Origin of the sequence: Arenibacter antarcticus, assembly GCF_041320605.1 — a bacterium.
Classification (GTDB): domain Bacteria; phylum Bacteroidota; class Bacteroidia; order Flavobacteriales; family Flavobacteriaceae; genus Arenibacter; species Arenibacter antarcticus.
On record NZ_CP166679.1, the window covers coordinates 2,668,222 to 2,694,227 of the forward strand.

Here is a 26,006-nt window from a genome sequence, read left to right on the forward strand (position 1 = left end):
CTAATGCAGCTACTACGAAAATTAGTTTTTCCCCTATCATTGATTTACGCATTCATTGTGTATTTGCGAAACTTTCTATATGATCATAAAATATTGGGAGGCAAGTCGTTCGCTACCAAGACGATCTGTGTAGGCAATCTAAGTGTGGGCGGTACCGGGAAAACCCCTATGATCGAATTTTTAATTTCCAATTTAATGGATTCAAAAAAGATAGCGGTCTTAAGTAGGGGTTATGGAAGAAAATCTAAAGGATTTATATTGGCAGGGCCGCAGGTTAAGGTAGAGGAATTGGGGGATGAGCCTTATCAGATCTCTACAAAATTCCCGAAAATTTCCGTAGCCGTTGATGTGGATAGGCAACATGGAATAGTGGCCTTAGAAAATGCTGTGGCTCCCGATGTTATTTTGTTGGACGATGCCTTTCAACATAGAAAAGTGAGGTGTGAACATTATATTTTGCTAACCGCTTATGGTCAATTATATGTGGACGACTGGTATTTGCCTACTGGAAATCTCCGTGATAGTAAGGGAGAGGCCAAGCGTGCCAATATAATTGTTGTTACCAAATGTCCAAGAAATATATCCGATGCAGAGCAAAAAGACATTTGTGTAAAGTTAAAGCCTAAAAGTAGGCAAAAGGTGTTGTTTAGTTATTTGGAATATGACACCGCTCTAAAGGGAGGTCCCATGCAACTAACCTTGGAGGAACTGAAGAATAAAAAAATAACCTTGGTGACTGGGATTGCCGATCCCTCACCCTTGGTGAATTATTTGCTGGAAAGCGGATTGGAGTTGGAACATTTGTCGTATTCGGATCATCATTTTTTCAGCAAAAAGGAGATTGATATATTCAGTAAAAAGGAGCTTATCCTTACTACGGAGAAAGACTTCGTACGGTTGTCTGGGAAAATTGAACAGTTGTATTTTGTAGGGATCAAGCATGTGTTCTTGGGCAATGGAAAGGAAGTGCTTATGGGAGACTTAGTGTAATGGAGGACTAAGCCGTAGTTTTGGGTTTCTTTATATCGAAAATATTTTCCCCTATTTTTCGGTAAAAAACTTCTGGCTTAAAAGGTTTGGTCACCACATCGTTACAACCTGCAGCGTAGAAACTTTCCAAACTGTCATCCAATGAAATGGCGGTGAGTGCAATAATCGGTACCAATCTGTTGAATTTTCTTATTTCTATGGTCGCTTCCTCACCGCTAATTCCGGGCATATGGATATCCATAAGGATTCCGTCGTAATGGGTTTTACGTACCATGGCCACGGCTTCAAGGCCATTATTAGCAATGTCACAGGTAATTTTCTTTTTGTCTAACATCTTCTTGGTAATTACCTGGTTAATTTTGTTATCCTCTACCACCAAAAGGTGTAACCCGGTAAAGTCGTAGGTCTGGGCAGGTGTTTCGTAAGTAATGTACTCAACAAGGTCGCTCTTGCTTTTTAATTCCAAATTAAAGAAGAAAGAACTCCCCATGCCCAATTCACTTTTTAGCCCAATTTTACTTCCAAAAAGACTTAATAGACTTTTAACAATAGTAAGTCCCAATCCACTACCCCCATATTCCCTGTTGATCTGAATGGATCCCTGTTCAAAACTGTCAAAAATGGTTTGCTGACGTTCTTTTTCGATGCCAATACCAGTATCTTTTACTTCACAATATATATTGACATTTTCGTTTACTTTCTCGATCAGTTTAGTGATAACGGTCACCTCGCCGTTTTTAGTGAATTTTATGCTATTTCCGATAAGATTGATGAATATCTGTGATAATTTCAAAGGGTCTCCCAATAAATGGGACGGAATAGAATCATCATATTGTAAAACAATCTTTGTTTTATTTGTCTTAGCACCTTGTTGTAAGGAAAAAATCACCTCTGAAAGTATTTTTTTAAGGTTGAAATCGATCTTGAGCGCTTCCAGTTTTTCTGCGTCAATTTTATTAATCTGTAAAATATCATTGATAAAATTTAAAAGATAATCTCCGGAGAATTTCAAGGATTTTAAATGCTCTTTTTGATTGGCGCTTGGATTTTCTTCCAACAATAGGTGGGTTAATCCTGTTACCGCATAGAGTGGTGTTCTAAGCTCATGGCTAACGGTAGATAGAAAGTTGGTCTTTGCTTCCATAGCCTTTACCGCTGCATCGCGTGCCACTTGCAATTCACTGTTCTTGGTCTGCAACAGGTCGTTGGTCCTCAACTTAATTTGATTGTTCCGATAAAGGGAAATTGCAAGGATAGAGATTACGGTTAAAAAAGCTGAGGTTAGTATTGCCGTGATCTCTGATCTACTTTTAGATTGACTGAGTTCAGTGATTATTTCCTCTTGTCGTGCTATTTCATCCTTCATGAAATTAGTCTGGATCTTGTCGGCGGTTTTACTTTCGGCAATAATCTTTTCGACATTGAAAACAGAATCTTTTATTTTAACGGTATTCTTGTTATAGGTCAAAGCAGATTCATATTGGCCAAGTTGGGTGCTTGCATTTGTAAGTATTTCGTAGGCCCTCAATTCTTCGGCATAAAATCCGTTGGATTTTGCTAGTTTTAATGCGCTCTCCGCATCTAAAATACTTGCTTCCAAAGTTGTGGAAATTAAATGTAGCTCCGCCAGCTTTAGGTAGGAATTGGTGGTTAGGTATGCCTGCTCATAAATATCCGTATTTACTATAAGCGAGTTGAAGTTTTTCTGGGCGCTTGAAAATTTCTCCAATTTTAAAAATATGTTACCTTCAATAAACAAGATGTTGTTCAATAAATTTCGGTCGTTGTTTATTTGTTTGGCCTCGTTCAGCATAGAAATGGCCAGGAAATTTTTTCCACCACGGAAAGCAATAATGGCTTCTATGTATTTGTGAACGGCGTTGCCATATGGGTAGGAAATATCTTTTAACAAGGATTTGGATCTGTCCCAATAGAATTCTGCCGTATCGTCCCTATCTAACTTTAGGTAAATAATGGAAAATTGATGATAGCAATCTATAAGTGTCTTGTTATTTTTTTCCCGTGCGGCTATATCCATGGCCGCATTGAGGTATTCAAGGGCTAGGTCTATTTTATTTTGGTTTCTATAATTCCTAGCTTTTTCAAAAAGCACATCCACATCTGTAGCGGAAACTGTATTTTCTTGAGATTGCCCATAGTTATATACCAATATCATAGCTAAAAGGTAGTATATACTGCCTTTTTTTAATTTTATATGGGATATAAAGGACCTCAAACGTATTCTTTATCTGTTAAGTAATTAATTAAATCCACAATTCTGCTACTGTAGCCGGTCTCATTGTCATACCATCCTATGATTTTCACCATTTTGCCAATAACAGAAGTCATCAAAGAGTCAAACGTACAGGAGTAAGAACTATTGTTTATGTCAATAGAAACAATTGGGTCTTTTGTGTAATATAAGATATTTTTAAGTTGGTTTTGCGAAATTCGCGAAAATGCATCGTTAATTTCTTCTATACTAGTCGCTCTCTTTACGTTGAATGTGATGTCTGTAAGAGATCCATTTGGGACGGGAACGCGAATTCCGCAGCCTCCTATCACATTTGAAAGTTCCGGGAATATTTTAGTAAGGGCTTTGGCTGCACCGGTGGTGGTGGGTATAATAGATTGTGAAGCTGCTCTTGCTCTTCTTAAATCTTTGTGGGGTTGGTCGTGAAGGCTCTGGTCGCTAGTGTAGGAATGAATGGTGGTGATATACGCCTGTTCTATCCCACAGAGATCCTGGATCACCTTTATCATCGGGGCCGCATTGTTGGTCGTACAAGAGGCATTAGAAATGATATGGTCTGTTTTATTCAAGGTCTCGTGGTTGATCCCGTACACTACCATCTTAATTTCATCGTCAGAAGGTGGTACGGATAGGATTACCTTTTTTGCCCCGTTTTTTAGGTGGTGCTCTAAAATGAGGCTGTCCTTAAATCTACCAGTTGCTTCCACAACTATATCTACCTTATGATCGGCCCAAGGAATGTCTTTTGGCGAGTTATGGTTTAATAGGGCCACTTCTGTGCCGTTTACTATAATACAATTCTCACTATGGGTGACCTCTAAGGGAAATACCCCGTGAATGCTATCGTATTTTAATAAGTGGGCCAAGGTAGGTGCATCGGCCAAATCGTTTACTGCAACCACCTTTAAGTGTGGTTGTTGGGCAAGAAGCCTAAATAAGGTCCGACCAATTCTGCCGAAACCGTTTATGCCAATAGTTGTCTGCTTCATATAAATTGGTAAGTCATTTTAACCGTAACAAATACGGAGAACGTCTTTTAAAAGAATTGACCGGTCGGGACTACCTACAAGATATGTTTGTGGGCTTTGTACGAAGATCGTACCAATGCGCCACTTTCTACATGCCTAAATCCTAATTCCAAACCAATTTCTTCATATTTCTTAAATTGCTCTGGCAAGATAAATTCCTTTACCGGTAAATGTCTTTTGGAGGGCTGTAGATACTGTCCTATTGTAACTACATCCACATCGGCGGCCCTAAGGTCTTTCATGGTTGTGATGACCTCGTCCTCCATCTCTCCTAATCCCAACATAATTCCAGATTTGGTACGGTGTGCCCCATTTTTCTTCAAATAGGCAAGTACTCCTAAACTACGCTCATATTTTGCTTGGATACGGACCTCTCTAGTTAACCTTTTAACGGTTTCCATATTGTGTGAAATAACTTCTGGCCCAACTGCTATCACGCGGTTTATATGGGTTTCTATACCCTGAAAATCCGGAATAAGTGTTTCTAGGGTAGTGGTAGGGTTCATCCTTCTAATGGCCTTAACCGTCTCTGCCCAGATGATAGATCCCATGTCCTTTAAATCGTCCCGATCCACAGAGGTAATCACGGCATGTTTGATCTCCATTAATTTAATAGACCTTGCTACTTTCTCTGGTTCCTCCCAATCTACGTCCACTGGTCTGCCAGTTTTTACACCGCAGAACCCACATGATCGTGTGCAGATATTCCCTAAAATCATGAAAGTAGCGGTGCCTTCTCCCCAACATTCCCCCATATTGGGGCAACTGCCAGAGGTGCAAATAGTATTAAGGTTGTATTTGTCTACCAACTGCCTTAATTGGGTGTATTTTTTTCCTGTGGGTAATTTAACTCTTAACCATTTTGGCTTGCCTTTTGGAGGAATTACGCTATCTATAGTTTCTGTGCTCATTATATGCTAATATGCTTTGGTTCAAATATACGAAATGAAGTAGGTTTAAAAGACTGTTTTCTGGTAAAGAGCACTCTTCCTAATTCTGATTTTTTATGATTTCTGCCAACAGCTTTTTTGCCCTTAGAAGCTTAACCTTTACGTTGTTAATGGGCTCCCCTGTTTTTTCCGCTATTTCGGCATAGGTAAGTTCCTGGAAATACCTGAGATTTATAACTTCCTGATAATGGGGTTTAAGTTTTTTTATATAGCCTAATAGGGCGACTAAATTTTGTTCCGTAATAAGACTGTCTTCAGGGGAGGGGGCGTCGTCCAACACCTTTTTTATGGCTTCATTATTACTGCCATCACTACTTTGAAGAACGTTTTTTTTGCTTTTTCGGATTAGGTCTACATGTAAATTTTTAGAAATGGCGATTAACCATGTCTTAAACTCGTAGGAGCTGTCAAAGGTATGGATCTTGTCAAAAGCCCTGGAAAAGGTCTGTATAGTAATATCCTCGGCATCGTTTTCATTCTTGGTCCTAATCAATTGAAACCCATACACGTCGTTCCAAAAACAATTCAACAAGGCGCTGAAGGCTATCTGGTTGCCTAATTTAGCCTTTTCAATAAGGGTAAGGAGCGGTTCTTCGGTCTTTTCCAAAATAAGGGGATAACAAAGGGTTTTAGAAACGTATTCTATGAGGTAATACTGTCTTCTTTGCAGTCCTGTTCTGTCGGTAATTTTCCGCAATAACCACATGCTTCCCCATCTTTGTTTAAAAATGGACTTTGGCTTGCGCAGGTTCCTGCAAATTTACCATCCTTTTTGGACCATATCTTTAATGCAATACCTGCAAAGGCAAGTGCCAACAAGCCTATGGTTAAAAATAATAATTTCATATCCTTGCATTTTGTTTGTGCAAAGATATGAAATTATTAAGCTTCCAAGTAGGATTGGGATTAGTTTTGGGAATACCTAGTATCGGATATTGGCTACTATATTCTCTACAGTAGGGGAATTGTTGCCGCCTGTAGGCTCTATGGTTATATATCCCATCGCATTTTCACCGTACGGAAGTGCCATTAACTTTTCGCTATTGGTGGCTTCCTGTATTATACCCAGATTTAACATTTCCCCGTTCACCTCTGCCCACATCTGGTAACATTGGTTCTCAGGTAAATTAGGTAATTTACTTACATTGATATAGGATAGTTTCTTTACTGGATTTATATAGGCTACCGCTTTTAGATCCTTTGCTTTGTTGTTCCCCTTTACGGTAAGCCGTTTTGTTTTTGGATTGTGGAGCACTATAAACTGGTTGCGCACATCCTCCAACTGTAACCGCATATTTTCTTCCAGATTTTGGATCTTATTGTTGACAATAACATTTTCTTCCTGCAAGTTTTGGTTTTGAGTCCAAAAGGTATAGGAAGACCCGGCAAAGATCAAGGCAGTAAAACTTGCAGCAACGGCGTACAAATAAAACTTTTTAAGCCCTTTGTTCTCAGATTTCACCTTGTTTAAAATTTTATCCTTTAAACCATCGGGTGTTTTAACGGCGTGCATTTTAGCATAGATCTCAAGGTTTTCTTGAAGTTCAATATACGTTTTTCTTACTTCAGGATAGAGGGCAATATAGCGCTCTACCTGCAATGTCTCCTCTTGTGAGGTGGCACCTAATAGGTATTGTTCTATTAGGTCCGAATCTAAAAATATTTTTATTTTGTCTTTCATGGCTTTGGATTTTACAGCTCTTTTCGGTTGAATATGCCGTGGAGCGTACTGCTTTTGGGGCTATGATCTAATCTACAAGATGCTTTGGTTTAAATAAAATGTAATAAAGTGGCAAGTAGAAGTGTTGAGCCATATATTTTTTTCATTTCCCGTAGTCCGATCTTTAGCCGGGATTTAATAGTGCCTAGGGGTATGTTCAATTCATCACTTGCCTCCTGTTGGGTCATTCCTTGAAAAAATAGTGCATCTAAAACTATTTGGTATTTACTATCAATTTTATCCAAATTGTCCTGAATGTCCATTAATTCTGGGTTTAATCCTTCAGTTCCTAGCTTATATACGTCCGAAACGTCCATTTGGATCTCTTTGTCTGATTTGGTATTTACACTTCTTAATTTGTCAATGGCTGTATTTCGAGTAATCCTAAATAACCAGGTAAATAATTTAGCCTTGCTGGGATCGTAAGTATCCGATTTCTTCCATATTTTTAGAAAACTTTCCTGCAGTACATCTTGTGCCAACTCTTCGTTTCTTACTACTTTAAAGGCAACTCCTAGCAGAGTATCCCCATAGTGTTCGTACAGTAATGACATGGCTTTGTCATCCCGTTCTAAAAGAAGTTCTACAATATGATTTTCTAATAAGATACTCATATCATGGAATGATTATAAAATGATGTATAGATCATCTAAGACGGTGTTTTCCTCGTATATAGGAAAACGCTAATTTATACAATTGATTGTTAAGGTAGTTGTTTAAAACTATTATTAGGATAAATGTGCAGCTGGTACCTGTGCATTTATTTTTGGTTAGTTTGGTTGATTCTAACCCCTGTTTTTTTTAAGCGGGGGTTATTTTATGATATTTACCTCTGGTGTAATAGCGATGTTGAATTTATCATAAACCGCTTTCATTATATTGTGGGCTAAGGCAATAATCTGATGTCCTGTTGCGCTACCGTAGTTTACTAAAACTAAGGCTTGATGCTTGTGAATCCCAGCATCCCCAAATCTTTTTCCCTTAAAACCACATTGTTCTATCAGCCAACCTGCGGGCACTTTAAATTCCATTTCGGATATTGTATAAAAAGGTGCTTCCGGATTGCTGCCTATAAATTTATCAAATTCTTTTTTCTTTAATACGGGATTTTTGAAAAAACTTCCGCTATTACCTAGTTCCTTTGGGTCTGGAAGTTTACTTTGCCTTATGGCAACTACGGCATTGGAGATGTCTTTGATGCCGGGATCTTGAATGCCCTTGTCCTTTAATTCCGAGGCAATAGCTCCGTAATCAATGTGTTTTCGGTGATTTTTTTTTGTGAGCTTTAGTTGGATGGAGGTGATAATGTATTTGCCCTTCCCTTCATTTTTAAAATAGGATTCCCTATACCCAAATTTACAGTCGGCCTTGCTAAATTGATGTAGCTTATGAGTAGCTATTTCCATCGCTTTGCAACTTACAAAAGTGTCCTTTAGTTCCACGCCATAGGCGCCAATGTTTTGTATCGGGGCAGTGCCAGAATTTCCGGGGATCAGGGACAGGTTTTCTAGGCCGCCATAATTGCGGTCCAAGGTCCATAGTACCAGATCGTGCCAATTTTCACCGGCATTCACCTCAATGCAGATATGGTCCTCATCTTCCCAGACCGCTTCTATACCCTTAATGTTAATATAGAGTACAAAATAATTTAGGTCCTGGGTGATCAACATATTGCTGCCACCACCCAGAATAAAAAAATCGGGATATCCCTTTAGAGCCAGTGCCTCCGTTAGGTCGGCAACAGACTGGATCTCGGAAAAGTATGTTGCTTTCGCGTCAATTCCGAAAGTATTATAATTTTTTAGAGATGTGTCTTTCTCGATGGTCATTAATCCTTATATGCTTTTAAAGCTTCCCCAAGAATATATACCGCCTTCTTTAAATCTTCTTTTTCAAGGACATAAGCAATCCGTATTTGATTGACGCCCAATCCCTCGGTGGCATAAAATCCACCTGCAGGTGCTACCATTACAGTTTCTCCGTTTACATTAAAGCTTTCCAATAACCATTGGGCAAAAGTATCCGCGTTTTTGATCGGTAATTCTACAATGCAATAAAAGGCGCCTTGAGGTTTGGCAACCTTTATCCCGTCTATTTTGATTAGTTCGGCGATTAACAGGTCCCTGCGGGAAACGTATTCTACTTTTACGGCATCAAAATAACTTTGTGGGGTATCTAAGGCAGCCTCGCTGGCGATCTGTGCGTAAGTTGGGGGAGATAGGCGTGCCTGAGCAAATTTTAAGGCAGTTTTTATCACTTCCTTGTTTTTGGAGACTAAGTAGCCTATCCTAGCACCGCACATACTATATCTTTTGGAAACCGAGTCTATCAGTATGGCATGTTCTTCCAATCCTGCTTCCTTAAGTACGGAATAATGTTCCATACCATCATAGGTGAATTCGCGATAAACTTCATCGGCAACCAAAAAGAGATCGTGTTTTTTAACAATGTCGGCCAGTTTTTTTATTTCTTCTCTACTATATAGATAGCCAGTGGGGTTTCCTGGATTACAGATAAGAATGGCACGCGTACGAGGACTGATTAATTTTTCGAACTCTTCAATAGGGGGGAGTGCAAAGTTGTTTTCTATATGTGAAACAACTGGTACTACCTTTACGCCTGCGGCGGTTGCAAAACCATTGTAATTGGCATAAAACGGTTCGGGAATAATAATTTCGTCCCCAATGTCTGCAATGCTGCTGATGGCAAATGCCAAGGCTTCAGAGCCTCCCGTGGTCACTATTATTTGAGACGCATTAACCTCAATATCGTTCTTGGCATAGTACTTAGCTATCTTTTGCCTATAGACTTCAGAACCTTCTGTTCGGCTATACGCCAAAACCTCTAAATCAATGTTCTTAACTGCGTCCAATGCGATTTTTGGAGTTTTAATATCAGGTTGTCCGATGTTCAGGTGAATTACCCCAATTCCCCTTTCCTTTGCTGCTTCTGCGTAGGGTACTAATTTTCTTATGGGGGACTCTGGCATGGACAGGCCTTTCTGTGAAATTGATGGCATATAGAATATATTTTTCACAAAAATGGGAAATAGAGATGGACAAAACAATAGAAGCTCATTATTTTTAATCTTAATAATTGCTCAATCGCCTGGCTAGGTGGACTTCTGAATTGCCGCTTTTGGGATGTGAAGCCTACCTAGAGGGCAGCACTATTTTTTGGTATTTACAGATGCGACGATAGATGATTCCGCGCAAAGAGAGCGGTTTTGCCTCCTGGAAAATAGGGTTTTCAAATAATTTTCACCACATAAAATTGTTAAATAACATTGAGGGATGCTGATAAAACCTTAACTTAATAGGAAGGCACAATTAAGTATGGAGGTATGAACTCATTTTTCAGACATTCCGTTTTCTTTATTTTTTGTTTGCCAGTTTTATTAGTTGCCCAAGAGTACACCTTACCAAAAAGTGAGAAATATGAAAAGGTAAAATTTAAACTGGTTAACAACCTTATTATTGTTCCTGTGGATGTAAATGGGGCCAAGCTGTCCTTTATATTAGATTCGGGTGTAAACAAGCCCATACTTTTTAATCTTTCAGATCAAGATTCAATTCAAATAAACGATGTTAGGGAAGTTTCTATTAGAGGGCTTGGGGATGGCGATCCTATTAAGGCCTTAAGTTCTTCCAATAACACTTTTCAAATTGGGAAGGCCAGAAACAATAATCAATTATTGTACGTGGTCATGGACAAGGAACTTAATTTATCTCCAAGATTAGGGATAGTGGTGCATGGGATTATAGGGTACGACCTTTTTCGTGATTTTGTAGTGTCTATAAATTACTCATCAAAGGTGATTAAGCTGTACGACCCCCAATTATACAAGCCTAAAAAAAGGGCTAAGGAACAAACCTTGTCCCTTCATTTAGAAAAGAGTAAGGCGTATTTAAAAGGCTTTGTGCTTATAGGTGACAAACAAAATGTTCCCGTTAAATTATTGGTTGATTCAGGGAGTTCGGATGCCCTGTGGCTGTTTGAAGACGTTGAGAAAGGTCTAGATGTGCCGAAAAACAGTTACCAAGATTTTTTAGGCCAGGGACTAAATGGTGGTATTTATGGCAAAAGGACCAAAATAAAGGGCCTAGTACTGGGAGAATTTCATTTGAAGGAGGCCAAAACCGCTTTTCCCGATATGGAATATTTTAGTTCCATAACCAGTTTTGGAGAGCGGAATGGAAGTTTGGGTGGCGAAATCCTAAAAAGGTTTACTGCCGTGTATAATTATAGAGATAGTACAGTGCGTCTTCGTAAGAATGCTATGTTTAACGATCCCTTCAATTTTAACCTGAGTGGAATAAATCTGCAGCACAATGGAATGCGCTATATCTCTGAGAGTATTGCCGATTCTAGAGGTGTTGTTAGGGATAAAGGGGATTCTTTTGGCAATGTCCAAATCGTGTTCGAATCCAAGACGAGATTAAGCATAGTCCCCGAGATTATAGTTTCCGGCATCCGTGCTGGAAGTCCAGGACAGGAGGCAGGATTAAGGGAGGGAGATGTTATTTTGGCCGTTAACGGAAAAAAGGTCCATAATTATGAATTGCAAAAGATCTTAGAAATGCTCAATGAAAAAGAGGGCAAGCGGGTAAAAGTTCAGGTAGCCCGCTTTGGCAATGACGTAATGGTTACCTATGTGCTTAAAAAGATGTTTAAATGAAAAAACTTGTTCCACAGGCAAATTTTGCTGTAGAACAAGTTTTAATAGTTGTTTAGGGGCTACCTATTTGCCGTCTGCGGCCTTGATTTCCCCTTTTAATTTTAAGACTACCGTAGGAGTATCGGCATTGGAAATAACCGTAATGGCCTTTCTAATGGGCCCCACCCTATTGGTGTCATATTTCACTTGTATTTCTCCCGTTTTTCCAGGTAAAATTGGAGCCTCAGGTTTTTTAGGTATGGTGCATCCACATGTAGAACTCACCTTACTAATGATAAGTGGAGCGGTTCCAGTATTGGTAAATTCAAATACTCGTAAACCATCACTTCCTTTGGCTATCTCACCGTAATCTACAGTGTCCGTTTTAAATTTAATCTTTGCTCCATTTTCTTGTGCGGTTAGGCCAAATCCTAATAGACCAATAAATAAAACTAGTACTAATTTTTTCATCATTTTTAGTTTTTGGGCGAATTTCAAAAGTAAATGTTTTTAATGAACCTCCAAAATTCTTTTGTTATGTAATAACGTTACTTATTTTTGTTTCGTATTTCTAAGTAGGTAAAAAACCATAGGACTACCTCAAGTAACTTTAAAAAAGCAATCATAATAGTAATCACCCGGTAAGGGTTAACAAAAACTGTTCCAAACAATGGAAATTCCTTCAAAATACGAGCCGCAAACGGTAGAGGGCCAATGGTATGACTATTGGACCAAGCATAAATACTTTCATTCCAAACCCGATGAGAGGGAACCGTATACTATAGTTATACCACCTCCAAACGTCACTGGGGTGTTACATATGGGGCATATGCTGAATAATACCATACAGGATGTTTTGATCCGTAGGGCCCGTCTTATGGGGAAAAATGCCTGTTGGGTACCGGGAACGGACCACGCCTCCATTGCTACAGAAGCCAAAGTGGTAGCGAAACTAAAGGAGCAGGGGATAGAGAAAAAAGATTTAAGCAGGGAAGAGTTTTTAGGCCATGCCTGGGATTGGACTCATGAATACGGGGGAGTGATCCTTGAGCAGTTGAAAAAGTTGGGCTGTTCCTGCGATTGGGAACGTACTAAGTTCACCTTGGATGACAATATGTCTGCTTCCGTAATAAAGGTTTTTGTGGATTTGTTCAATAAAGGCCATATTTATAGGGGGTACAGAATGGTAAACTGGGATCCAGAAGCAAAGACTACCTTGTCCGATGAAGAAGTGATCTATGAGGAAAGACAGGGTTTACTGTATTATTTAACGTATAAGATACAGGATTCTGAGGAAACTTTGACCATTGCTACTACCAGACCAGAAACAATTCTGGGGGATACCGCCATTTGTATTAATCCAAATGATGAGCGTTATCAACATTTAAGAGGGAAAAAGGCGATTGTCCCCATATGTAATAGGATAATCCCGATTATAGAGGATGAATATGTTGATGTTGAATTTGGGACGGGTTGTCTTAAAGTAACTCCGGCTCATGATGTTAATGATAAGGCTTTAGGGGATAAGCATCATTTAGAGACCATCGATATTTTTAACGAAGATGCCAGTTTAAATAGTTATGGCCTACACTACGAAGGCCAGGATCGTTTTGTGGTGCGTAAAGCTATCACTAAGGAATTGGAAGAGAAGGGCTTTTTGGTAAAAACGGAAAGTCATTTAAATAAGGTTGGAACTTCCGAAAGGACCAAGGCAGTCATAGAACCAAGATTGTCCGATCAGTGGTTTCTGCGGATGGAGGAGTTGGCCAAGCCCGCTATAAAAGCAGTATTGGAAGATGAAGAGGTGAAGTTGTTCCCTAAAAAGTTCGAGAATACCTATCGCCATTGGATGGAAAATATTCGCGACTGGAATATTTCCAGGCAATTATGGTGGGGGCAGCAGATTCCCGCCTATTATTTTGGCGATGGTCAGGACGATTTTGTTGTAGCAGAGAGCAAGGAACTTGCCCTGGAACTAGCGAAGAAAAAATCTGGGAACTCCGATTTATCCATAGAGGTGCTGAAGCAGGATGAAGATGCATTGGATACATGGTTCTCTTCTTGGTTATGGCCTATAAGTGTATTTAATGGCATCTTAGAGCCTGAAAATGAGGAGATCAACTATTATTACCCTACTAATGATCTGGTAACTGGACCCGATATTCTATTTTTCTGGGTGGCCAGAATGATTGTTTCAGGATATGAATATAGAGATGAAAAACCGTTCCAAAACGTATACCTTACCGGTTTGGTACGGGATAAACAACGGCGTAAAATGTCCAAATCTCTAGGGAATTCACCCGATGCCCTCGAGTTGATAAAAGATTATGGTGCCGATGGGGTACGCGTGGGACTTTTGTTGAGTTCGGCTGCAGGAAATGATTTAATGTTCGATGAGGCGCTATGCCAACAAGGGAAAAACTTTGCCAATAAGATTTGGAACGGCTTCCGATTGGTAAAAGGTTGGGAAGTGGCCAATTTGCCACAACCCGAAGCCTCTAAGCTGGGAATTGCCTGGTATACCGCTAAATTCAATAAAACCTTAGTGGAAATTGAGGATCACTTTAGTAAATATCGTATTTCAGATGCCTTAATGGCTATTTATAAATTGGTGTGGGACGATTATAGTTCTTGGTTATTAGAAATCATTAAGCCAGCTTATCAGCAACCAATAGACAAAACTACCTTTGATGCGGTAATTCAAATCTTTGAGGAAAACCTAAAACTATTGCACCCATTTATGCCCTTTCTTACAGAAGAGGTCTGGCAACATATTGCAGAACGAAGCCCAGAGGAAGCCCTAGTAATTGCGAAATGGCCAGAAATACTCCCCGTAGACGAGGAGTTGATAACTGGGTTCGATTTTGCTGCTGAGGTAGTTTCTGGAATCCGTACCATCCGTAAGGAAAAGAATATCGCTATGAAGGAAACTTTGGAACTCTCCGTGTTGAACGAAGGGGAGATTTCCAAGGATTGGGATGTGATAATTGCAAAGCTTACCAATGTGTCCCAAATTTCATATGTGGATTCTTCCGTTGAAGGTGCCCTCGCTTTTAGGGTGAGATCCAATGAATATTTTATCCCTATGTCCGGGACTATAGATATCGAGGCCGAAATTGTTAAATTACAAGAAGAGTTAAAATATACAAAAGGCTTTTTGGTTTCCGTGCAAAAGAAACTTTCCAACGAAAGGTTCGTTACGAACGCGCCAGAACAGGTAATTTCGGTGGAACGTAAGAAGGAGGCCGATGCCGTTGCCAAAATTGAAACTTTGGAAAAAAGTTTAGCGAGTTTAAAGTAGGAGAGCTAAGCTCCATTTAATGTAATACGTGGAATGAATTTTTTAATTCCTTTTCGAGGAGTTGTAAAGGCATTGCCAAAGGAAGGCTGTAGTTAATACCCCTTGCCAAGGTATCTTGGATGGGAATTAAAAATCTTTTATGATGACAAAAAAGACCATAAAAACAGGGATTTTATCCTTTGGTATGTCGGGAAAGCTCTTTCAGGCCCCATTTTTAGAGGTGCATTCAGGTTTTCAACTGATGGCCGTGGTAGAAAGGTCTACTAAAAAGGCAAAGGAAATTTATCCACATATAAAAAGTTACGATAGCATAGAGGCACTTTTGGCAGATTCGGAAATAGAATTGGTAGTAGTAAATACACCTAATTTTACCCACTTCAATTTTGCGTTAATGGCCCTAAAGGCCAATAAACACGTCTTGGTGGAAAAACCATTCTGTGTCACTACCGCTGAAGCCAAAGAGCTGTTCGAAGTTGCTCAGGAAAAGGGAAGACATATACTTCCCTATCAAAATAGGCGGTACGATAGTGATTTCCTTTCTGTAAAACAAGTGTTGGAATCGGGCAAGCTGGGATCCCTTGTGGAGGCTCATCTTAGGTACGATAGATATAGACACCACATTGGGCCAAAAGTTGCTAAGGAGACGCCAGTGCCTGGTAGTGGCCTTCTTTATGATCTTGGGCCGCATCTGTTGGATGCCGTTATAGCACTCTTTGGATATCCAAAAGAATGGAAGAAAAATACGGGGCAATTTCGTCCCAATACCCAGGTGGATGATTATGCTCATATCCATTTGTTGTATCCTGAAGGTTTTCAAGTGTTTGTTACCATGAGTATGTTGGTTGTGCAGCCACAAGCCTCCTTTGTTTTGCACGGGACAAAGGGATCTTATTTTAAACAGCGAACGGATATTCAGGAAACTCAGTTATTGGATGGTTTGGCACCAGACCATCCCAGTTTTGGGGTAGAGGAGGCCGATAAAAATGGGGTGCTTTATACCTTGGATGAAAAAGGAGAAAAGCAGATGGAGGAGACAGCGCCTATAACATCGTCCTACTTGCATTTGTTCGATGCCGTATATCAAACAATAGTAGAAGAAATTCCATATCCCGTAAGTCACGATGATATACTGCAACAATTGGCCATATTGGAAGGCTAGGCTATTTGTTCTTATTTTTTAGAGTGAGGTTTTTCGGTGGCTTGCTTGTGGATAGTCTGCTCCAATTAGTTTTTAACAGAATTCAACATATTAATTTCCACCTATACATCCAGAATGTCAAAAATACCACACAGTTATGCGTTTTTAGATCTTTCGGATTACGGTAGACCAGTAGCTAGGATAATTGCTGTCCGACTTAAGGATACCACTATTACTCCGCTTCATGTTACGTTCTTATTTATTGTCTCCGGTTTATTAGCGATAGGTTGTATCCTGAAAGGGTATTATTTGGCAGCTACTTTTTTTTTGATATTAAAATCGACTTTGGATGCCGCCGACGGTGAATTGGCAAGAGTAAAACAAACTCCTTCCTATACGGGGCGATATTCTGATTCTATAGCCGATATCGTATTGAATTTCATGATTTTTATCGTGTTAGGACACATTACAGATACTAGTATTATCTGGACAATGCTGGCATTTTTTGGAATGCAATTGCAGGGCACCTTGTATAATTATTACTATGTAATATTAAGAAATAGACACAATGGAGATACTACCAGTAGAATATTTGAAACTGGGAAGCCAATAGCCATGGCGGGAGAGCGCCAAAGAGATGTAGATTTGCTTTTTGGATGCTATAAAGTGTTATATGGGGGGTTTGACCGAATTATTTATTACCTGGATCGTAGCGCATCAGTTAAAGGTCGACTTCCTAGTTGGTTAATGACTGCAGTGTCTACCTTTGGCCTTGGTTTTCAGTTGTTGGTCATCAGCATTATGCTGGTAGTCGGTTGGGCGAACGCTATAATTCCTTTTTTTATTTTCTTCTCTGTATTTATCTTTTTGTTTATCGGAATACGGAAATCATTATAGGTGTAGTTGGGCACCTTAAAAGGTACAGTTCTTACTTTATGTTCAACGCCTCTTTGTCAAAGACTATTCCCTCCCATCCGGTTTTCATAAAGTTACGAATGTTCTGATGGTCATCGCCAGTAGGGTTCTTTAGAACATCATTGCGGTAATAACTTCCAAAACAAGCCAAAGTCTCCTCTTTGCTCAATTTGTGATGTAGTGCAAAGGAAAACACTTTGCAGGATCCCGTGTTCTGTCCCGGTTCATTGGAAAGGGGCCCATTTTTAAAAGCGGTAGGCTCAAAATGGTAAGAGGTATCTATTAGTTGAATGGTATCGCCGAAGGAAATTCCCTCGGGGTCATTTTTCAATTGGATTAAAAATTCACGTGCCGTCATCAGTGTAATTGGTTAAAATTAGTTTGGTAAATGTATAACATACCAATTTAAATTAATATACTTAATTAACGGTAAATAAGTCGCAATTATTTGAGGGGTTATCCTAATATTTTTATCTTTAGAGAAAACACGGATACCTAGTTTATTTTAAACTTGTGTACTAAGTTAAATCTATTGGGCACTTAAATCATTGTAAGTAGCCTATATTGTATTTTAGTTGAGGTTATCTTTGGAAAATAAAGGATTTTAAGTAAAAAATGAAAATATGAAAACGTTACTATTAAATTGTTTGCTGCTATTGGCTGTACCCATGATGGCACAAAAATCAAAAACAGAAGTTCTCCCAAGTGATATTCAGATAAAAACGGCCCTGTTGCCTTTGGCGGATGAAGATAAGGAGGGCGCTATGGTCTATGGTTACGGTGCTTCGGGAGAGTTGATCGTTTTGCGCAAAGGAACCAATAATTTGGTCTGTATTGCGGATAATCCTGAAAAGGACGGGATAAATGTATCGTGTTATTATGTCCAGTTAGATCCGTTTATGGCACGTGGACGTGAGCTGTCTTCCCAAGGGAAATCAGTTGATGAAATTAGAGAAATTCGGGCCAACGAAGTTGCCTCGGGAGAATTAAAAATGCCTGGAGAGCCTAGTATGCTGTACGTGTATTATGGGAAATCTGAAGATTATGATCCAAAAACTGGAGATTTGAACAATGGAAAGTATAGGTATGTTATATACACCCCGTTTGCAACTACAGAGTCTACTGGCTTGCCAGATAAACCACATGCTCCTGGAATGCCTTGGTTGATGGATCCAGGTACCCATAGGGCACATATTATGGTGGGACCTTTTAATTAAAATTACGCTCTTATTTTAGCTCCCTTTTTATAAGGGAGTAATACAATCTAGTTTTAGCCCTGTTATGTTTTTAACCTAACAGGGCTTTTTGGTTTTACTAGATTCCTCGCCTCGGTATTTAGGTGCAGCGTATGCCGAGTTATAAAAGTGCTGTTGTCCCTCAATTTGCTTTTTTTATTCATGTTTCTTTTACGATCGTTCCAATCCAGTTGCCGAATCTATTTTTAGATGTACATTTGCACCGTTTTAATTGATGTAAAATATTGGTGTTATGGGAAGTGGACAATCCATTGGGATTATCGAAAAAAAGGAAGATACAGTCAGTTTGATAGAAATAGACAATTGTATTGCCACCTTACATAAACTGGTGGAAACAGGGCATACTATTTTTGAACTTCCCGAGGAGAAACGCATAGCCTTATTAAAGGCCGCAGGACAACTTTCAAGGCCTAGTAAACAACAATTCAAGCAACGTAAGAAAGACGCAGCTAAGGCGGCCAAACGAAAGATGATAGAGCGCGACAAGCATGCCCGAAAAGAAACGGGTATTAGAAGTGCGCGAGAAGCTTCTGTTTTTGTGGCGCCAAAATTGTTGAATGCCCCCGTTCAAAAATCCCTGGAGGAGATGGAATTGGAGTCGCCTAGAAATTGTTATGTGTGTAAAGCGGTCTACACCAAACTTCACCATTTTTACGATGCCATGTGTCCGGACTGCGCCGATTTTAATTATGCGAAACGTTTTCAATCAGCAGATCTTACTGGGCAGGTAGCTATAGTGACGGGATCTAGATTGAAAATAGGATATCATATTACTCTTATTCTTTTGCGAGCAGGTGCCACAGTAGTGGCAACTACACGTTTCCCGGTAGATTCAGCACTGCGTTTTTCTAGAGAAGAGGATTTTCATGACTGGGGACATCGATTAAAAATTCACGGGCTGGATCTAAGACATATTCCCAGTGTAGAGATTTTCTGTAATTTTATTGAACAACAGTATTCTAGGTTAGATATCCTCATCAATAATGCTGCTCAAACCGTAAGAAGGCCAGCCGGATTTTATCAGCACCTGATGAAAAATGAGGAAATCCCATACCAAGCATTACCACCTCTAGCAAAGGAGGTATTGGCAGATCATAATTATTGTTTACAGGAGCTTAATTCCCTGACACAGGGGACAGCCGGCACCCAAAACAATGCTTTACCAGTTAATTGGCACGCACCAGAACCTGGTATTGGAATAAGAGCTTCGGCAAAACTTTCCCAGATTCCCTATAGCTTTGATAGTTCGCTTTCCACAAAGGAAGTCTTTCCCGAAGGGGAATTGGATGCAGATCTACAGCAGGTAGACTTGCGCAAGACCAACAGCTGGCGCTTAAAATTAGGGGAGATAGAAACTCCGGAAATGATAGAGGTGCAACTGGTAAATGCCATTGCGCCCTTTGTGCTCTGCAACCGACTTTCCAGATTGATGCGCCAAGAAAATACAGGTAAAAAACATATCATTAACGTATCTGCCATGGAAGGTAAATTCCATCGTTTTTTTAAAGAAGATCGACACCCACATACCAATATGGCGAAGGCTGCGCTTAATATGATGACACATACTTCCGCTCTGGATTTTGCCAAAGATGGCGTTTATATGAACGCAGTTGATACAGGATGGGTAACAGATGAAGACCCCGTAGAATTATCTAAAAAGAAAGTTGAGGTTCATGATTTTCAGCCTCCCTTGGATATTGTTGACGGAGCCGCAAGGGTGTTGGATCCATTGATCGATGGGATCAACACGGGCAAACATTGGTGTGGGAAGTTTTTAAAAGATTATATGCCCATAGATTGGTAGATGCTACTGCAAGACTTGGTTTATGAGCTTTACTTAATGACATGGTGCAAGACGGGGAGCATTGTGCTTTAGCGTGCTGATTGGGCTAGTGACGATACCTTAAGAACTGAGGATTTTCATTATATTTGATAGGATTAATGATCTTTATTCTATGGAAACCTACGCATCGGCGCTGTTGTACGCCATTCCTTTTTTTGTGATGCTTCTAGCTATAGAAATATCCTATGGGTTTTATGTGAAAAAGCAAATGCACAAAGTAATGGATACGGTTTCTAGCATCAGTTCTGGCCTTACCAATATTATAAAAGATACCTTGGGCCTTGCCCTAATTGTAGTTTCCTATCCTTTTTTGTTAACGCATTTGGCATTAATGGATATAAAGGCAAACTGGTTGGTTTGGTTGGTCGCATTTGTGGTGATCGATTTTGCGGGATACTGGAACCATAGGTTGAGCCATAAGGTTAATATCTTTTGGAACCAGCACGTAATTCACCACAGTAGTGAAGAATTTAACCTAGCCTGTGCCCTTAGACAGCCTATCTCCAACTTAATTGGATATTTCTCCTTACTACTTATCCCAGCTGCCGTTCTTGGTGTTCCCCACGTTGTCATTGCCGTATTGGCCCCAATACATTTGTTCGCACAATTTTGGTACCACACGAGGCACATCAAAAAAATGGGGTGGTTGGAGTATGTGTTGGTTACCCCGTCCCAACATAGGGTTCACCATGCAATTAATCCTGAGTATATAGATAAAAACTTAGGCCAGGTGCTTTGTGTTTGGGATAGAATGTTCGGTACCTTTCAGGAGGAATTGGATGAGGTACCCCCGCAGTATGGAGTGTTGAAGCCTGCGGCTACTTGGAATCCCATCCTTATAAATTTTCAGCATTTTTGGCGGCTCCTTAAAGACGCTTGGTATACTCAAAATTATTGGGATAAACTCCGAATCTGGTTTATGCCCACCGGATGGAGGCCTCTAGATGTTAAAGATAAATATCCTATAGAAATTATTAATGATGTTTATCATTTTGAACGCTATGAGCCAGAAGCTACAACAGGGCTTAAACTATATGCTATTCTGCAGATGGTCATTAGTTTACTGCTAATGATGTTTATGTTTTACAACTATGAAGGAATTGGTTTTGATGGCCTATTGTTGCTCAGCGGATTTATTTTTGCGGGTATTTATGGCTATACTACCCTAATGGATAGAAAGAAGTATGCGGTTTGGATAGAGTTAGGTAGGGGATTGGTGGGTATTTTTTGGATACTATTCTATGGAGATTGGTTTGGGTTGCATAACTTTTTGCCCAGCGCCAATATGTGGGTAACGGCTTATTTCTTGTTGACTATATTCGGTGGGGTATATTTCACCTTCTTGGAGCCACGGAATAAGAGATATGATTTGGTGAGCTAAGGATCGCCGCTAGTTGTCCAAAGCTTGTTTCCGTGTTGGATTGGGATTACCGTTGAGGATCACCAAATTCTAAGCCATTAATTTTCCGAGGAAAATAGCCTTATTTGTGGGGATTTCTTATTTCTTTATTTACTAGTGCGATATATTTTTCCATAGCCTCCTCAATATTTACATTTTTGGCCTGTATAAGCGCGTTGGCCTTAAATGCGTTAATCAATGGGGTTCTGCTACCTGGGTGGCTAAAATTGCGGTTGGCAATTTTAAAATAGGCATATAACTTCAACAATATATCTGCCGGCAATGGATTTGTATAATCATTTACAAAGTTGACTGCCTCTATGAAATCCTTATGTAGTTGATTAGTCTTCATGGTCTTTTTCAACCTTTGTGGTTGCTATACATGTTTTGGCGCCAATTACCTTTTGGTGAAGTTTAACACAAATGACACTGTCCAAAGGTAAGAACAAATCTACTCTTGAGCCAAATTTTATAAATCCGGCATCATCTCCTTGTTGAACACTTTCTCCAACTTCCGCGTAATTTACAATTCTACGGGCGGCGGCACCGGCTATTTGACGATAAAGGATATCTCCAAACTTTGGGGTGTTGACCACAATCGTAGTTCTTTCATTTTCCTCGCTAGATTTGGGATGCCAGGCTACCAAATATTTTCCAGGGTGGTATTTGGAGAATTTAATGACACCAGATGACGGGTACCTAGTTACATGTACATTAATAGGGGACATAAATATGGAGACCTGTATGCGTCTGTCCTTAAAATACTCTGTTTCCTCTACCTCTTCGATGACTACTACTTTTCCATCTACAGGCGCCAAGATATCGTCAAAATTCTTGATCACCTTACGGGTTGGATTTCTGAAAAATTGAAGGATTAGGATAAGAATAACTAAGGCGACAATTTGTAGGCTCAGTTTTAACCATGGGGTGCCAATAAAATAATGGGCTAACATTACCACCGAACAAACAAGGATAAATGCAGTGATAATAATTCTCTGACCTTCTTTATGAAACATTTTTAAATATTATTAAAGTTAAATATGCAAACGGTGCGGCAAATACTAAACTATCCAATCGATCTAACATTCCTCCATGGCCAGGTAAAATGGCCCCACTATCTTTTACTCCAGCTGCTCTTTTGAATTTTGATTCAATAAGATCTCCCAAACTTCCCGCCAATACGATAACCGAAGCAAGGATTAACCATTGCATAAGTGAAATATTGGTTTCGTATTTGGACATGAAATAGGCAGCAATCAATGTAAATACATAACCTCCCATTGTTCCTTCCACTGTTTTTTTAGGAGAAACAGATGGGAATAACTTTGTTCTACCTATACTTTTTCCGACTAAATAGGCAAAGGAATCGTTCACCCAAATTAGGATGAATATGCCCATGATTAAAAATTGCGCAAATTCATTGTCTTTATACGGAATCATGGTAAGGAAAATACATCCACCCCCTATATAAAATAATCCGATTAGGAATTTCTGAAGGTTGTTGAATAATTTTTCCTTTCCTGAAAACAAATAAAATAACAGTGCGAAATTAACCGTTATTGTTGCGAACATCAAAATATTAATGAGAATCTTGTCTTGGACAAGATAAATATAGGCCCACCACAATCCCAAATAGGCTAGGAAGACGTAATATCCTCTAAGCTTCACCATGCGTTTGTACTCATAAAGGCATATTAAGCCGAAGATCATAAACAGAAAGTCGAAGGCATCAGAGCTTAGGAAAATAGCCGAAAGCAATAAAACTACAAATACTACCCCTGTTAGTAAACGCCTTAAAATTTCTCTCATGCTACAAGTCTTCCAGAAGTAAAAGATAAAGATTTTTAGAACTACTTCCGTAAGTTAAGAAATCATTGGAGTTTTCGTCGGTGGGCAAGAAATGTTTTATGGTGGTGATGTTGGCGGGAATATGGTTTTTATACTTCTTCTTAATCGTTTTTAGTCCCTCCCCAATAGATTCTACTAATTGACTCGTAGTTGCAAAGACAATTAAGTTTGAGGGGAGTTCGTGCAATTTTCTTTCATTTAATTGATTGGAACAAACTAGAATAGAGCCATTTTGAGCAATTAGATGTTCGCAGGTGGTGAAAAAGATCTGACTCATGCTGGGCTGATCCGTAAAACTTACGTCTTGCTTGGAGAATTTATCCTCCAAGCGTTTGTCCATGGAAAAAAATGTCTGGTCCTGCCATTGATTTTCAATGATGATTTTGTCTAAGTTACTATAGACCTCCTCAATGGAATCACAGTACAGGAATTTGCCCCCATTACGTTTAAAATTAATGGTAAACATTTCATCCGCTGGGATTTTCAGGTCGGGCATATGTTGCCCCCTAGTCTCCACTATTTCTTTAGAAACTTTTTTTTTACCTCCCCCAAAAATCTTATCAAACAATCCCATTAAAATATATACGCTTCTTCAGCTGTCAAATCTAAGAACAACGAAATAATTAAGGATTTATTTTTCAGTCTGCGGTTCACTTTTGCTTTCAATTGTCTTGGCTTCTTTTTCAGTTGCTTCTTTTTCTGTTGCTTCTTTTTCTGCAGCCTCTTTTATTGCTGCTTCCTTTTCTGCTTCCTTTTCTGCTTCTTCTTCGGCCGCCATCAATTGATCTTTTTCAAAAAGTCGCTTTCCAAAAATCTTTTCTAAATCGTCCTTAAATATAACCTCTTTTTCCAATAAACGATCAGCTAATTCTTTAAGTTTATCCTTGTTGTGGGATAAAAGTTCAATTGCCCGTTGATATTGTTCTTCTATAAGTTTTGAAATTTCTGAATCTATAGTATGGGCAGTCTGTTCGCTATACGGTTTGGTAAAGCCATATTCATTTTGCCCTGATGAATCGTAATAGGTCAAATTCCCAATCTTATCATTCAGTCCGTACACAGTAATCATGGCCCTAGCTTGTTTGGTAACCTTCTCTAGATCACTCAGCGCTCCGGTGGATATTTGATCGAATATTACTTTTTCTGCGGCTCTACCTCCTAAGGCGGCGCACATTTCATCCTTCATTTGCTCCGGTCTAACTATCAATCGCTCTTCTGGCAAGTACCAAGCAGCTCCTAAGGATTGTCCCCTTGGAACTATGGTAACCTTTACCAAGGGTGCCGCGTGTTCTAGCATCCAGCTAACCGTAGCATGTCCTGCTTCATGGTAGGCAATGGTTTCTTTTTCCCTCGGCGTAATAATTTTGTTCTTCTTCTCTAGTCCGCCCACTATTCTGTCTACAGCATCCAAAAAGTCTTGCTTGGTAACTGCTTTTTTCTCTTTTCTTGCTGCTATCAAGGCTGCTTCGTTACATACATTGGCAATATCTGCACCAGAAAAGCCAGGTGTTTGCTTGGCAAGAAAATCAATATCCAGAGTTTCAGCTGTTTTTATAGGCCTAAGGTGTACTTCAAATATTTCCTTTCGCTCCCTAATGTCTGGAAGATCTACATAAATCTGTCTGTCAAAACGACCAGCCCTCATTAAGGCCTTGTCCAATACGTCTGCACGGTTGGTAGCAGCTAAAACAATTACGTTGGTGTTGGTGCCAAAACCATCCATTTCCGTCAATAATTGATTAAGGGTGTTTTCCCTTTCATCATTGGATCCGGTAAAGTTGTTTTTTCCCCTTGCCCTACCAATGGCGTCTATTTCATCGATAAATATAATGGCGGGAGATTTCTCTTTAGCCTGTTTAAATAGGTCCCTAACCCTAGAAGCACCTACTCCTACAAACATTTCTACGAAGTCTGAACCAGAAAGCGAGAAAAATGGAACTTTGGCCTCACCGGCAACGGCCTTGGCCAATAATGTTTTACCTGTTCCTGGAGGTCCTACTAAGAGGGCTCCTTTTGGAATTTTCCCTCCTAAAGAGGTGTATTTATCGGGATTTCTTAGGAACTCTACAATCTCTTCCACTTCTTCCTTGGCGCCTTCAAGACCGGCAACATCCTTAAAGGAAGTTCTTGTATCCGTTTTTTCGTCAAAAAGTTTTGCCTTGGATTTCCCTATATTGAATATCTGTCCACCTGCACCACCTCCGGCACCGCCAGACATACGCCTCATTAGGTAAATCCAGATACCGATGATCAGAACAAATGGGAGCAGGGTTAATATAAGATCCGTGAATACGCTAGATTCTTGGCCGAAGGTAACTTCGGTTTCTAGATTATTCTCGGTTTTAATCTCGTCGATCGCTTTTTCAAAATTCTGCTGATCCCCATAATTTACTATATATTGTGGGTTTGCAGTAGCACTAAGTGAAAATGCTTGATCAGAGACATCTTTGTGCACTTCTTTACTTAAAGCTTCCTCGGTAAGGAATATTTTTGCTTGTCTGGTGTTGGTGATGATCAATATTTTATTGATGTCCCCATTTCTCAGATATTCCTGTAATTCTGAAGTACTTGCTTTTTTGGTGTTTGCAAAATTTCCACTACCGAAAAATTGAAACCCGATTAACATTACTGCTATAATTCCGTATATCCACCAAGTATTGAATTTTGGTTTTTTAGGACTTGTATTATTTTCTTTTGCCATTATTTT

The 26,006-nt window shown here is 39.6% G+C and carries 24 protein-coding genes; 8 read left to right on the plus strand and 16 right to left on the minus strand.

Annotated features, from left to right (window positions below; all coding sequences use genetic code 11):
- The first annotated feature begins 3 nt into the window (after positions 1–3).
- Positions 4–990: a tetraacyldisaccharide 4'-kinase gene (lpxK, locus tag KCTC52924_RS10905; RefSeq protein WP_251809234.1), complete on the plus strand. Its 987-nt coding sequence runs from the start codon at positions 4–6 to the stop codon at positions 988–990.
- Positions 991–997: 7 nt separating this feature from the next.
- Here the strand turns inward: lpxK and KCTC52924_RS10910 are convergent, their stop codons facing one another.
- The 9 genes from KCTC52924_RS10910 to KCTC52924_RS10950 all read right to left on the minus strand — a co-directional run bounded on the left by KCTC52924_RS10910 (position 998) and on the right by KCTC52924_RS10950 (position 9,961).
- A complete protein-coding gene (locus KCTC52924_RS10910; RefSeq protein ID WP_251809235.1) occupies positions 998–3,166 on the minus strand; it encodes an ATP-binding protein in 2,169 nt (722 codons plus the stop codon).
- A gap of 56 nt (positions 3,167–3,222) precedes the next feature.
- Positions 3,223–4,233, minus strand: a complete 1,011-nt coding sequence (gene gap / locus KCTC52924_RS10915) for a type I glyceraldehyde-3-phosphate dehydrogenase (protein ID WP_251809236.1) — start codon at positions 4,231–4,233, stop codon at positions 3,223–3,225.
- 74 nt (positions 4,234–4,307) lie between these two features.
- The gene (gene lipA, locus KCTC52924_RS10920; protein ID WP_251809237.1) at positions 4,308–5,183 is read right to left on the minus strand and encodes a lipoyl synthase; all 876 of its coding nucleotides are present in this window, start codon (positions 5,181–5,183) and stop codon (positions 4,308–4,310) included.
- Between the two features lie 79 nt (positions 5,184–5,262).
- Positions 5,263–5,829, minus strand: a complete 567-nt coding sequence (locus tag KCTC52924_RS10925) for an RNA polymerase sigma factor (protein WP_370671459.1) — start codon at positions 5,827–5,829, stop codon at positions 5,263–5,265.
- A gap of 35 nt (positions 5,830–5,864) precedes the next feature.
- Positions 5,865–6,068, minus strand: a complete 204-nt coding sequence (locus KCTC52924_RS10930) for a membrane or secreted protein (protein ID WP_251809239.1) — start codon at positions 6,066–6,068, stop codon at positions 5,865–5,867.
- A gap of 76 nt (positions 6,069–6,144) precedes the next feature.
- Positions 6,145–6,903, minus strand: a complete 759-nt coding sequence (locus tag KCTC52924_RS10935) for an anti-sigma factor domain-containing protein (protein WP_251809240.1) — start codon at positions 6,901–6,903, stop codon at positions 6,145–6,147.
- 89 nt (positions 6,904–6,992) lie between these two features.
- Positions 6,993–7,556, minus strand: coding sequence for an RNA polymerase sigma factor (locus KCTC52924_RS10940; protein WP_251809241.1), 564 nt, complete (start codon positions 7,554–7,556; stop codon positions 6,993–6,995).
- A 198-nt stretch (positions 7,557–7,754) separates the two neighbouring features.
- A complete protein-coding gene (gene murB, locus KCTC52924_RS10945; protein WP_251809242.1) occupies positions 7,755–8,771 on the minus strand; it encodes a UDP-N-acetylmuramate dehydrogenase in 1,017 nt (338 codons plus the stop codon).
- Positions 8,771–9,961, minus strand: a complete 1,191-nt coding sequence (locus tag KCTC52924_RS10950) for a pyridoxal phosphate-dependent aminotransferase (RefSeq protein WP_251809243.1) — start codon at positions 9,959–9,961, stop codon at positions 8,771–8,773. The genes murB and KCTC52924_RS10950 overlap by 1 nt, the downstream gene beginning before the upstream one ends.
- 324 nt (positions 9,962–10,285) lie before the next feature.
- Between KCTC52924_RS10950 and KCTC52924_RS10955 the strand changes: the two genes are divergently transcribed.
- Positions 10,286–11,620, plus strand: a complete 1,335-nt coding sequence (locus tag KCTC52924_RS10955; RefSeq protein ID WP_251809244.1) for an aspartyl protease family protein — start codon at positions 10,286–10,288, stop codon at positions 11,618–11,620.
- Positions 11,621–11,683: 63 nt separating this feature from the next.
- Here the strand turns inward: KCTC52924_RS10955 and KCTC52924_RS10960 are convergent, their stop codons facing one another.
- Complete coding sequence (locus KCTC52924_RS10960; protein WP_251809245.1) at positions 11,684–12,073, minus strand: DUF1573 domain-containing protein; 390 nt, start codon at positions 12,071–12,073, stop codon at positions 11,684–11,686.
- 196 nt (positions 12,074–12,269) lie between these two features.
- Between KCTC52924_RS10960 and KCTC52924_RS10965 the strand changes: the two genes are divergently transcribed.
- The 3 genes from KCTC52924_RS10965 (at position 12,270) to KCTC52924_RS10975 (ending at position 16,935) form a co-directional block, all read left to right on the plus strand.
- Positions 12,270–14,900, plus strand: a complete 2,631-nt coding sequence (locus tag KCTC52924_RS10965; protein ID WP_251809246.1) for a valine--tRNA ligase — start codon at positions 12,270–12,272, stop codon at positions 14,898–14,900.
- 139 nt (positions 14,901–15,039) lie between these two features.
- Positions 15,040–16,059: a Gfo/Idh/MocA family oxidoreductase gene (locus KCTC52924_RS10970; protein WP_251809247.1), complete on the plus strand. Its 1,020-nt coding sequence runs from the start codon at positions 15,040–15,042 to the stop codon at positions 16,057–16,059.
- Between the two features lie 114 nt (positions 16,060–16,173).
- A complete protein-coding gene (locus tag KCTC52924_RS10975) occupies positions 16,174–16,935 on the plus strand; it encodes a CDP-alcohol phosphatidyltransferase family protein (RefSeq protein WP_251809248.1) in 762 nt (253 codons plus the stop codon).
- A gap of 31 nt (positions 16,936–16,966) precedes the next feature.
- On the opposite strand, the gene KCTC52924_RS10980 is transcribed toward KCTC52924_RS10975, so the two are convergent.
- Complete coding sequence (locus tag KCTC52924_RS10980; RefSeq protein WP_251809249.1) at positions 16,967–17,311, minus strand: HopJ type III effector protein; 345 nt, start codon at positions 17,309–17,311, stop codon at positions 16,967–16,969.
- A gap of 265 nt (positions 17,312–17,576) precedes the next feature.
- Between KCTC52924_RS10980 and KCTC52924_RS10985 the strand changes: the two genes are divergently transcribed.
- The 3 genes from KCTC52924_RS10985 (at position 17,577) to KCTC52924_RS10995 (ending at position 21,433) form a co-directional block, all read left to right on the plus strand.
- The gene (locus KCTC52924_RS10985) at positions 17,577–18,170 is read left to right on the plus strand and encodes a hypothetical protein (protein WP_251809250.1); all 594 of its coding nucleotides are present in this window, start codon (positions 17,577–17,579) and stop codon (positions 18,168–18,170) included.
- A gap of 271 nt (positions 18,171–18,441) precedes the next feature.
- A complete protein-coding gene (locus KCTC52924_RS10990) occupies positions 18,442–20,013 on the plus strand; it encodes an SDR family NAD(P)-dependent oxidoreductase (RefSeq protein ID WP_251809251.1) in 1,572 nt (523 codons plus the stop codon).
- A 151-nt stretch (positions 20,014–20,164) separates the two neighbouring features.
- Positions 20,165–21,433, plus strand: coding sequence for a sterol desaturase family protein (locus tag KCTC52924_RS10995; protein WP_251809252.1), 1,269 nt, complete (start codon positions 20,165–20,167; stop codon positions 21,431–21,433).
- 100 nt (positions 21,434–21,533) lie between these two features.
- On the opposite strand, the gene KCTC52924_RS11000 is transcribed toward KCTC52924_RS10995, so the two are convergent.
- The 5 genes from KCTC52924_RS11000 to ftsH are packed head-to-tail and all read right to left on the minus strand — an operon-like array spanning position 21,534 to position 26,000.
- Positions 21,534–21,803 carry an acyl-CoA-binding protein gene (locus KCTC52924_RS11000; RefSeq protein ID WP_251809253.1) on the minus strand — a complete coding sequence of 90 codons (270 nt, stop codon included), beginning with the start codon at positions 21,801–21,803 and terminating at the stop codon, positions 21,534–21,536.
- A complete protein-coding gene (locus KCTC52924_RS11005) occupies positions 21,793–22,467 on the minus strand; it encodes a phosphatidylserine decarboxylase family protein (RefSeq protein ID WP_251809254.1) in 675 nt (224 codons plus the stop codon). Before KCTC52924_RS11005 ends, KCTC52924_RS11000 begins: the two co-directional genes overlap by 11 nt.
- Complete coding sequence (locus KCTC52924_RS11010) at positions 22,457–23,260, minus strand: phosphatidate cytidylyltransferase (RefSeq protein ID WP_251809255.1); 804 nt, start codon at positions 23,258–23,260, stop codon at positions 22,457–22,459. Before KCTC52924_RS11010 ends, KCTC52924_RS11005 begins: the two co-directional genes overlap by 11 nt.
- 1 nt (position 23,261) lies before the next feature.
- Entirely contained in the window at positions 23,262–23,873 is a 612-nt protein-coding gene (locus tag KCTC52924_RS11015) for an LUD domain-containing protein (RefSeq protein ID WP_251809256.1), read from the minus strand.
- Between the two features lie 57 nt (positions 23,874–23,930).
- Positions 23,931–26,000, minus strand: coding sequence for an ATP-dependent zinc metalloprotease FtsH (gene ftsH, locus KCTC52924_RS11020; RefSeq protein WP_251809257.1), 2,070 nt, complete (start codon positions 25,998–26,000; stop codon positions 23,931–23,933).
- Between the last annotated feature and the right edge of the window lie 6 nt (positions 26,001–26,006).

Excerpts from the sequence above, each read along its gene's own strand:
- KCTC52924_RS10930 (WP_251809239.1), bottom strand. The coding sequence starts at position 6,068 with ATGAAATTATTATTTTTAACCATAGGCTTGTTGGCACTTGCCTTTGCA.
- KCTC52924_RS10985 (WP_251809250.1), top strand. The coding sequence starts at position 17,577 with ATGAAAACGTTACTATTAAATTGTTTGCTGCTATTGGCTGTACCCATG.
- KCTC52924_RS10940 (WP_251809241.1), bottom strand. The coding sequence starts at position 7,556 with ATGAGTATCTTATTAGAAAATCATATTGTAGAACTTCTTTTAGAACGG.
- gap (WP_251809236.1), bottom strand. The coding sequence starts at position 4,233 with ATGAAGCAGACAACTATTGGCATAAACGGTTTCGGCAGAATTGGTCGG.
- KCTC52924_RS10970 (WP_251809247.1), top strand. The coding sequence starts at position 15,040 with ATGATGACAAAAAAGACCATAAAAACAGGGATTTTATCCTTTGGTATG.
- KCTC52924_RS10990 (WP_251809251.1), top strand. The coding sequence starts at position 18,442 with ATGGGAAGTGGACAATCCATTGGGATTATCGAAAAAAAGGAAGATACA.
- KCTC52924_RS11000 (WP_251809253.1), bottom strand. The coding sequence starts at position 21,803 with ATGAAGACTAATCAACTACATAAGGATTTCATAGAGGCAGTCAACTTT.
- KCTC52924_RS11010 (WP_251809255.1), bottom strand. The coding sequence starts at position 23,260 with ATGAGAGAAATTTTAAGGCGTTTACTAACAGGGGTAGTATTTGTAGTT.
- murB (WP_251809242.1), bottom strand. The coding sequence starts at position 8,771 with ATGACCATCGAGAAAGACACATCTCTAAAAAATTATAATACTTTCGGA.
- KCTC52924_RS10910 (WP_251809235.1), bottom strand. The coding sequence starts at position 3,166 with ATGATATTGGTATATAACTATGGGCAATCTCAAGAAAATACAGTTTCC.
- KCTC52924_RS10960 (WP_251809245.1), bottom strand. The coding sequence starts at position 12,073 with ATGATGAAAAAATTAGTACTAGTTTTATTTATTGGTCTATTAGGATTT.
- KCTC52924_RS10975 (WP_251809248.1), top strand. The coding sequence starts at position 16,174 with ATGTCAAAAATACCACACAGTTATGCGTTTTTAGATCTTTCGGATTAC.
- KCTC52924_RS10995 (WP_251809252.1), top strand. The coding sequence starts at position 20,165 with ATGGAAACCTACGCATCGGCGCTGTTGTACGCCATTCCTTTTTTTGTG.
- lipA (WP_251809237.1), bottom strand. The coding sequence starts at position 5,183 with ATGAGCACAGAAACTATAGATAGCGTAATTCCTCCAAAAGGCAAGCCA.
- lpxK (WP_251809234.1), top strand. The coding sequence starts at position 4 with ATGCAGCTACTACGAAAATTAGTTTTTCCCCTATCATTGATTTACGCA.
- KCTC52924_RS10980 (WP_251809249.1), bottom strand. The coding sequence starts at position 17,311 with ATGACGGCACGTGAATTTTTAATCCAATTGAAAAATGACCCCGAGGGA.
- KCTC52924_RS10935 (WP_251809240.1), bottom strand. The coding sequence starts at position 6,903 with ATGAAAGACAAAATAAAAATATTTTTAGATTCGGACCTAATAGAACAA.
- KCTC52924_RS10950 (WP_251809243.1), bottom strand. The coding sequence starts at position 9,961 with ATGCCATCAATTTCACAGAAAGGCCTGTCCATGCCAGAGTCCCCCATA.
- KCTC52924_RS11005 (WP_251809254.1), bottom strand. The coding sequence starts at position 22,467 with ATGTTTCATAAAGAAGGTCAGAGAATTATTATCACTGCATTTATCCTT.
- KCTC52924_RS10965 (WP_251809246.1), top strand. The coding sequence starts at position 12,270 with ATGGAAATTCCTTCAAAATACGAGCCGCAAACGGTAGAGGGCCAATGG.
- ftsH (WP_251809257.1), bottom strand. The coding sequence starts at position 26,000 with ATGGCAAAAGAAAATAATACAAGTCCTAAAAAACCAAAATTCAATACT.
- KCTC52924_RS10955 (WP_251809244.1), top strand. The coding sequence starts at position 10,286 with ATGAACTCATTTTTCAGACATTCCGTTTTCTTTATTTTTTGTTTGCCA.
- KCTC52924_RS11015 (WP_251809256.1), bottom strand. The coding sequence starts at position 23,873 with ATGGGATTGTTTGATAAGATTTTTGGGGGAGGTAAAAAAAAAGTTTCT.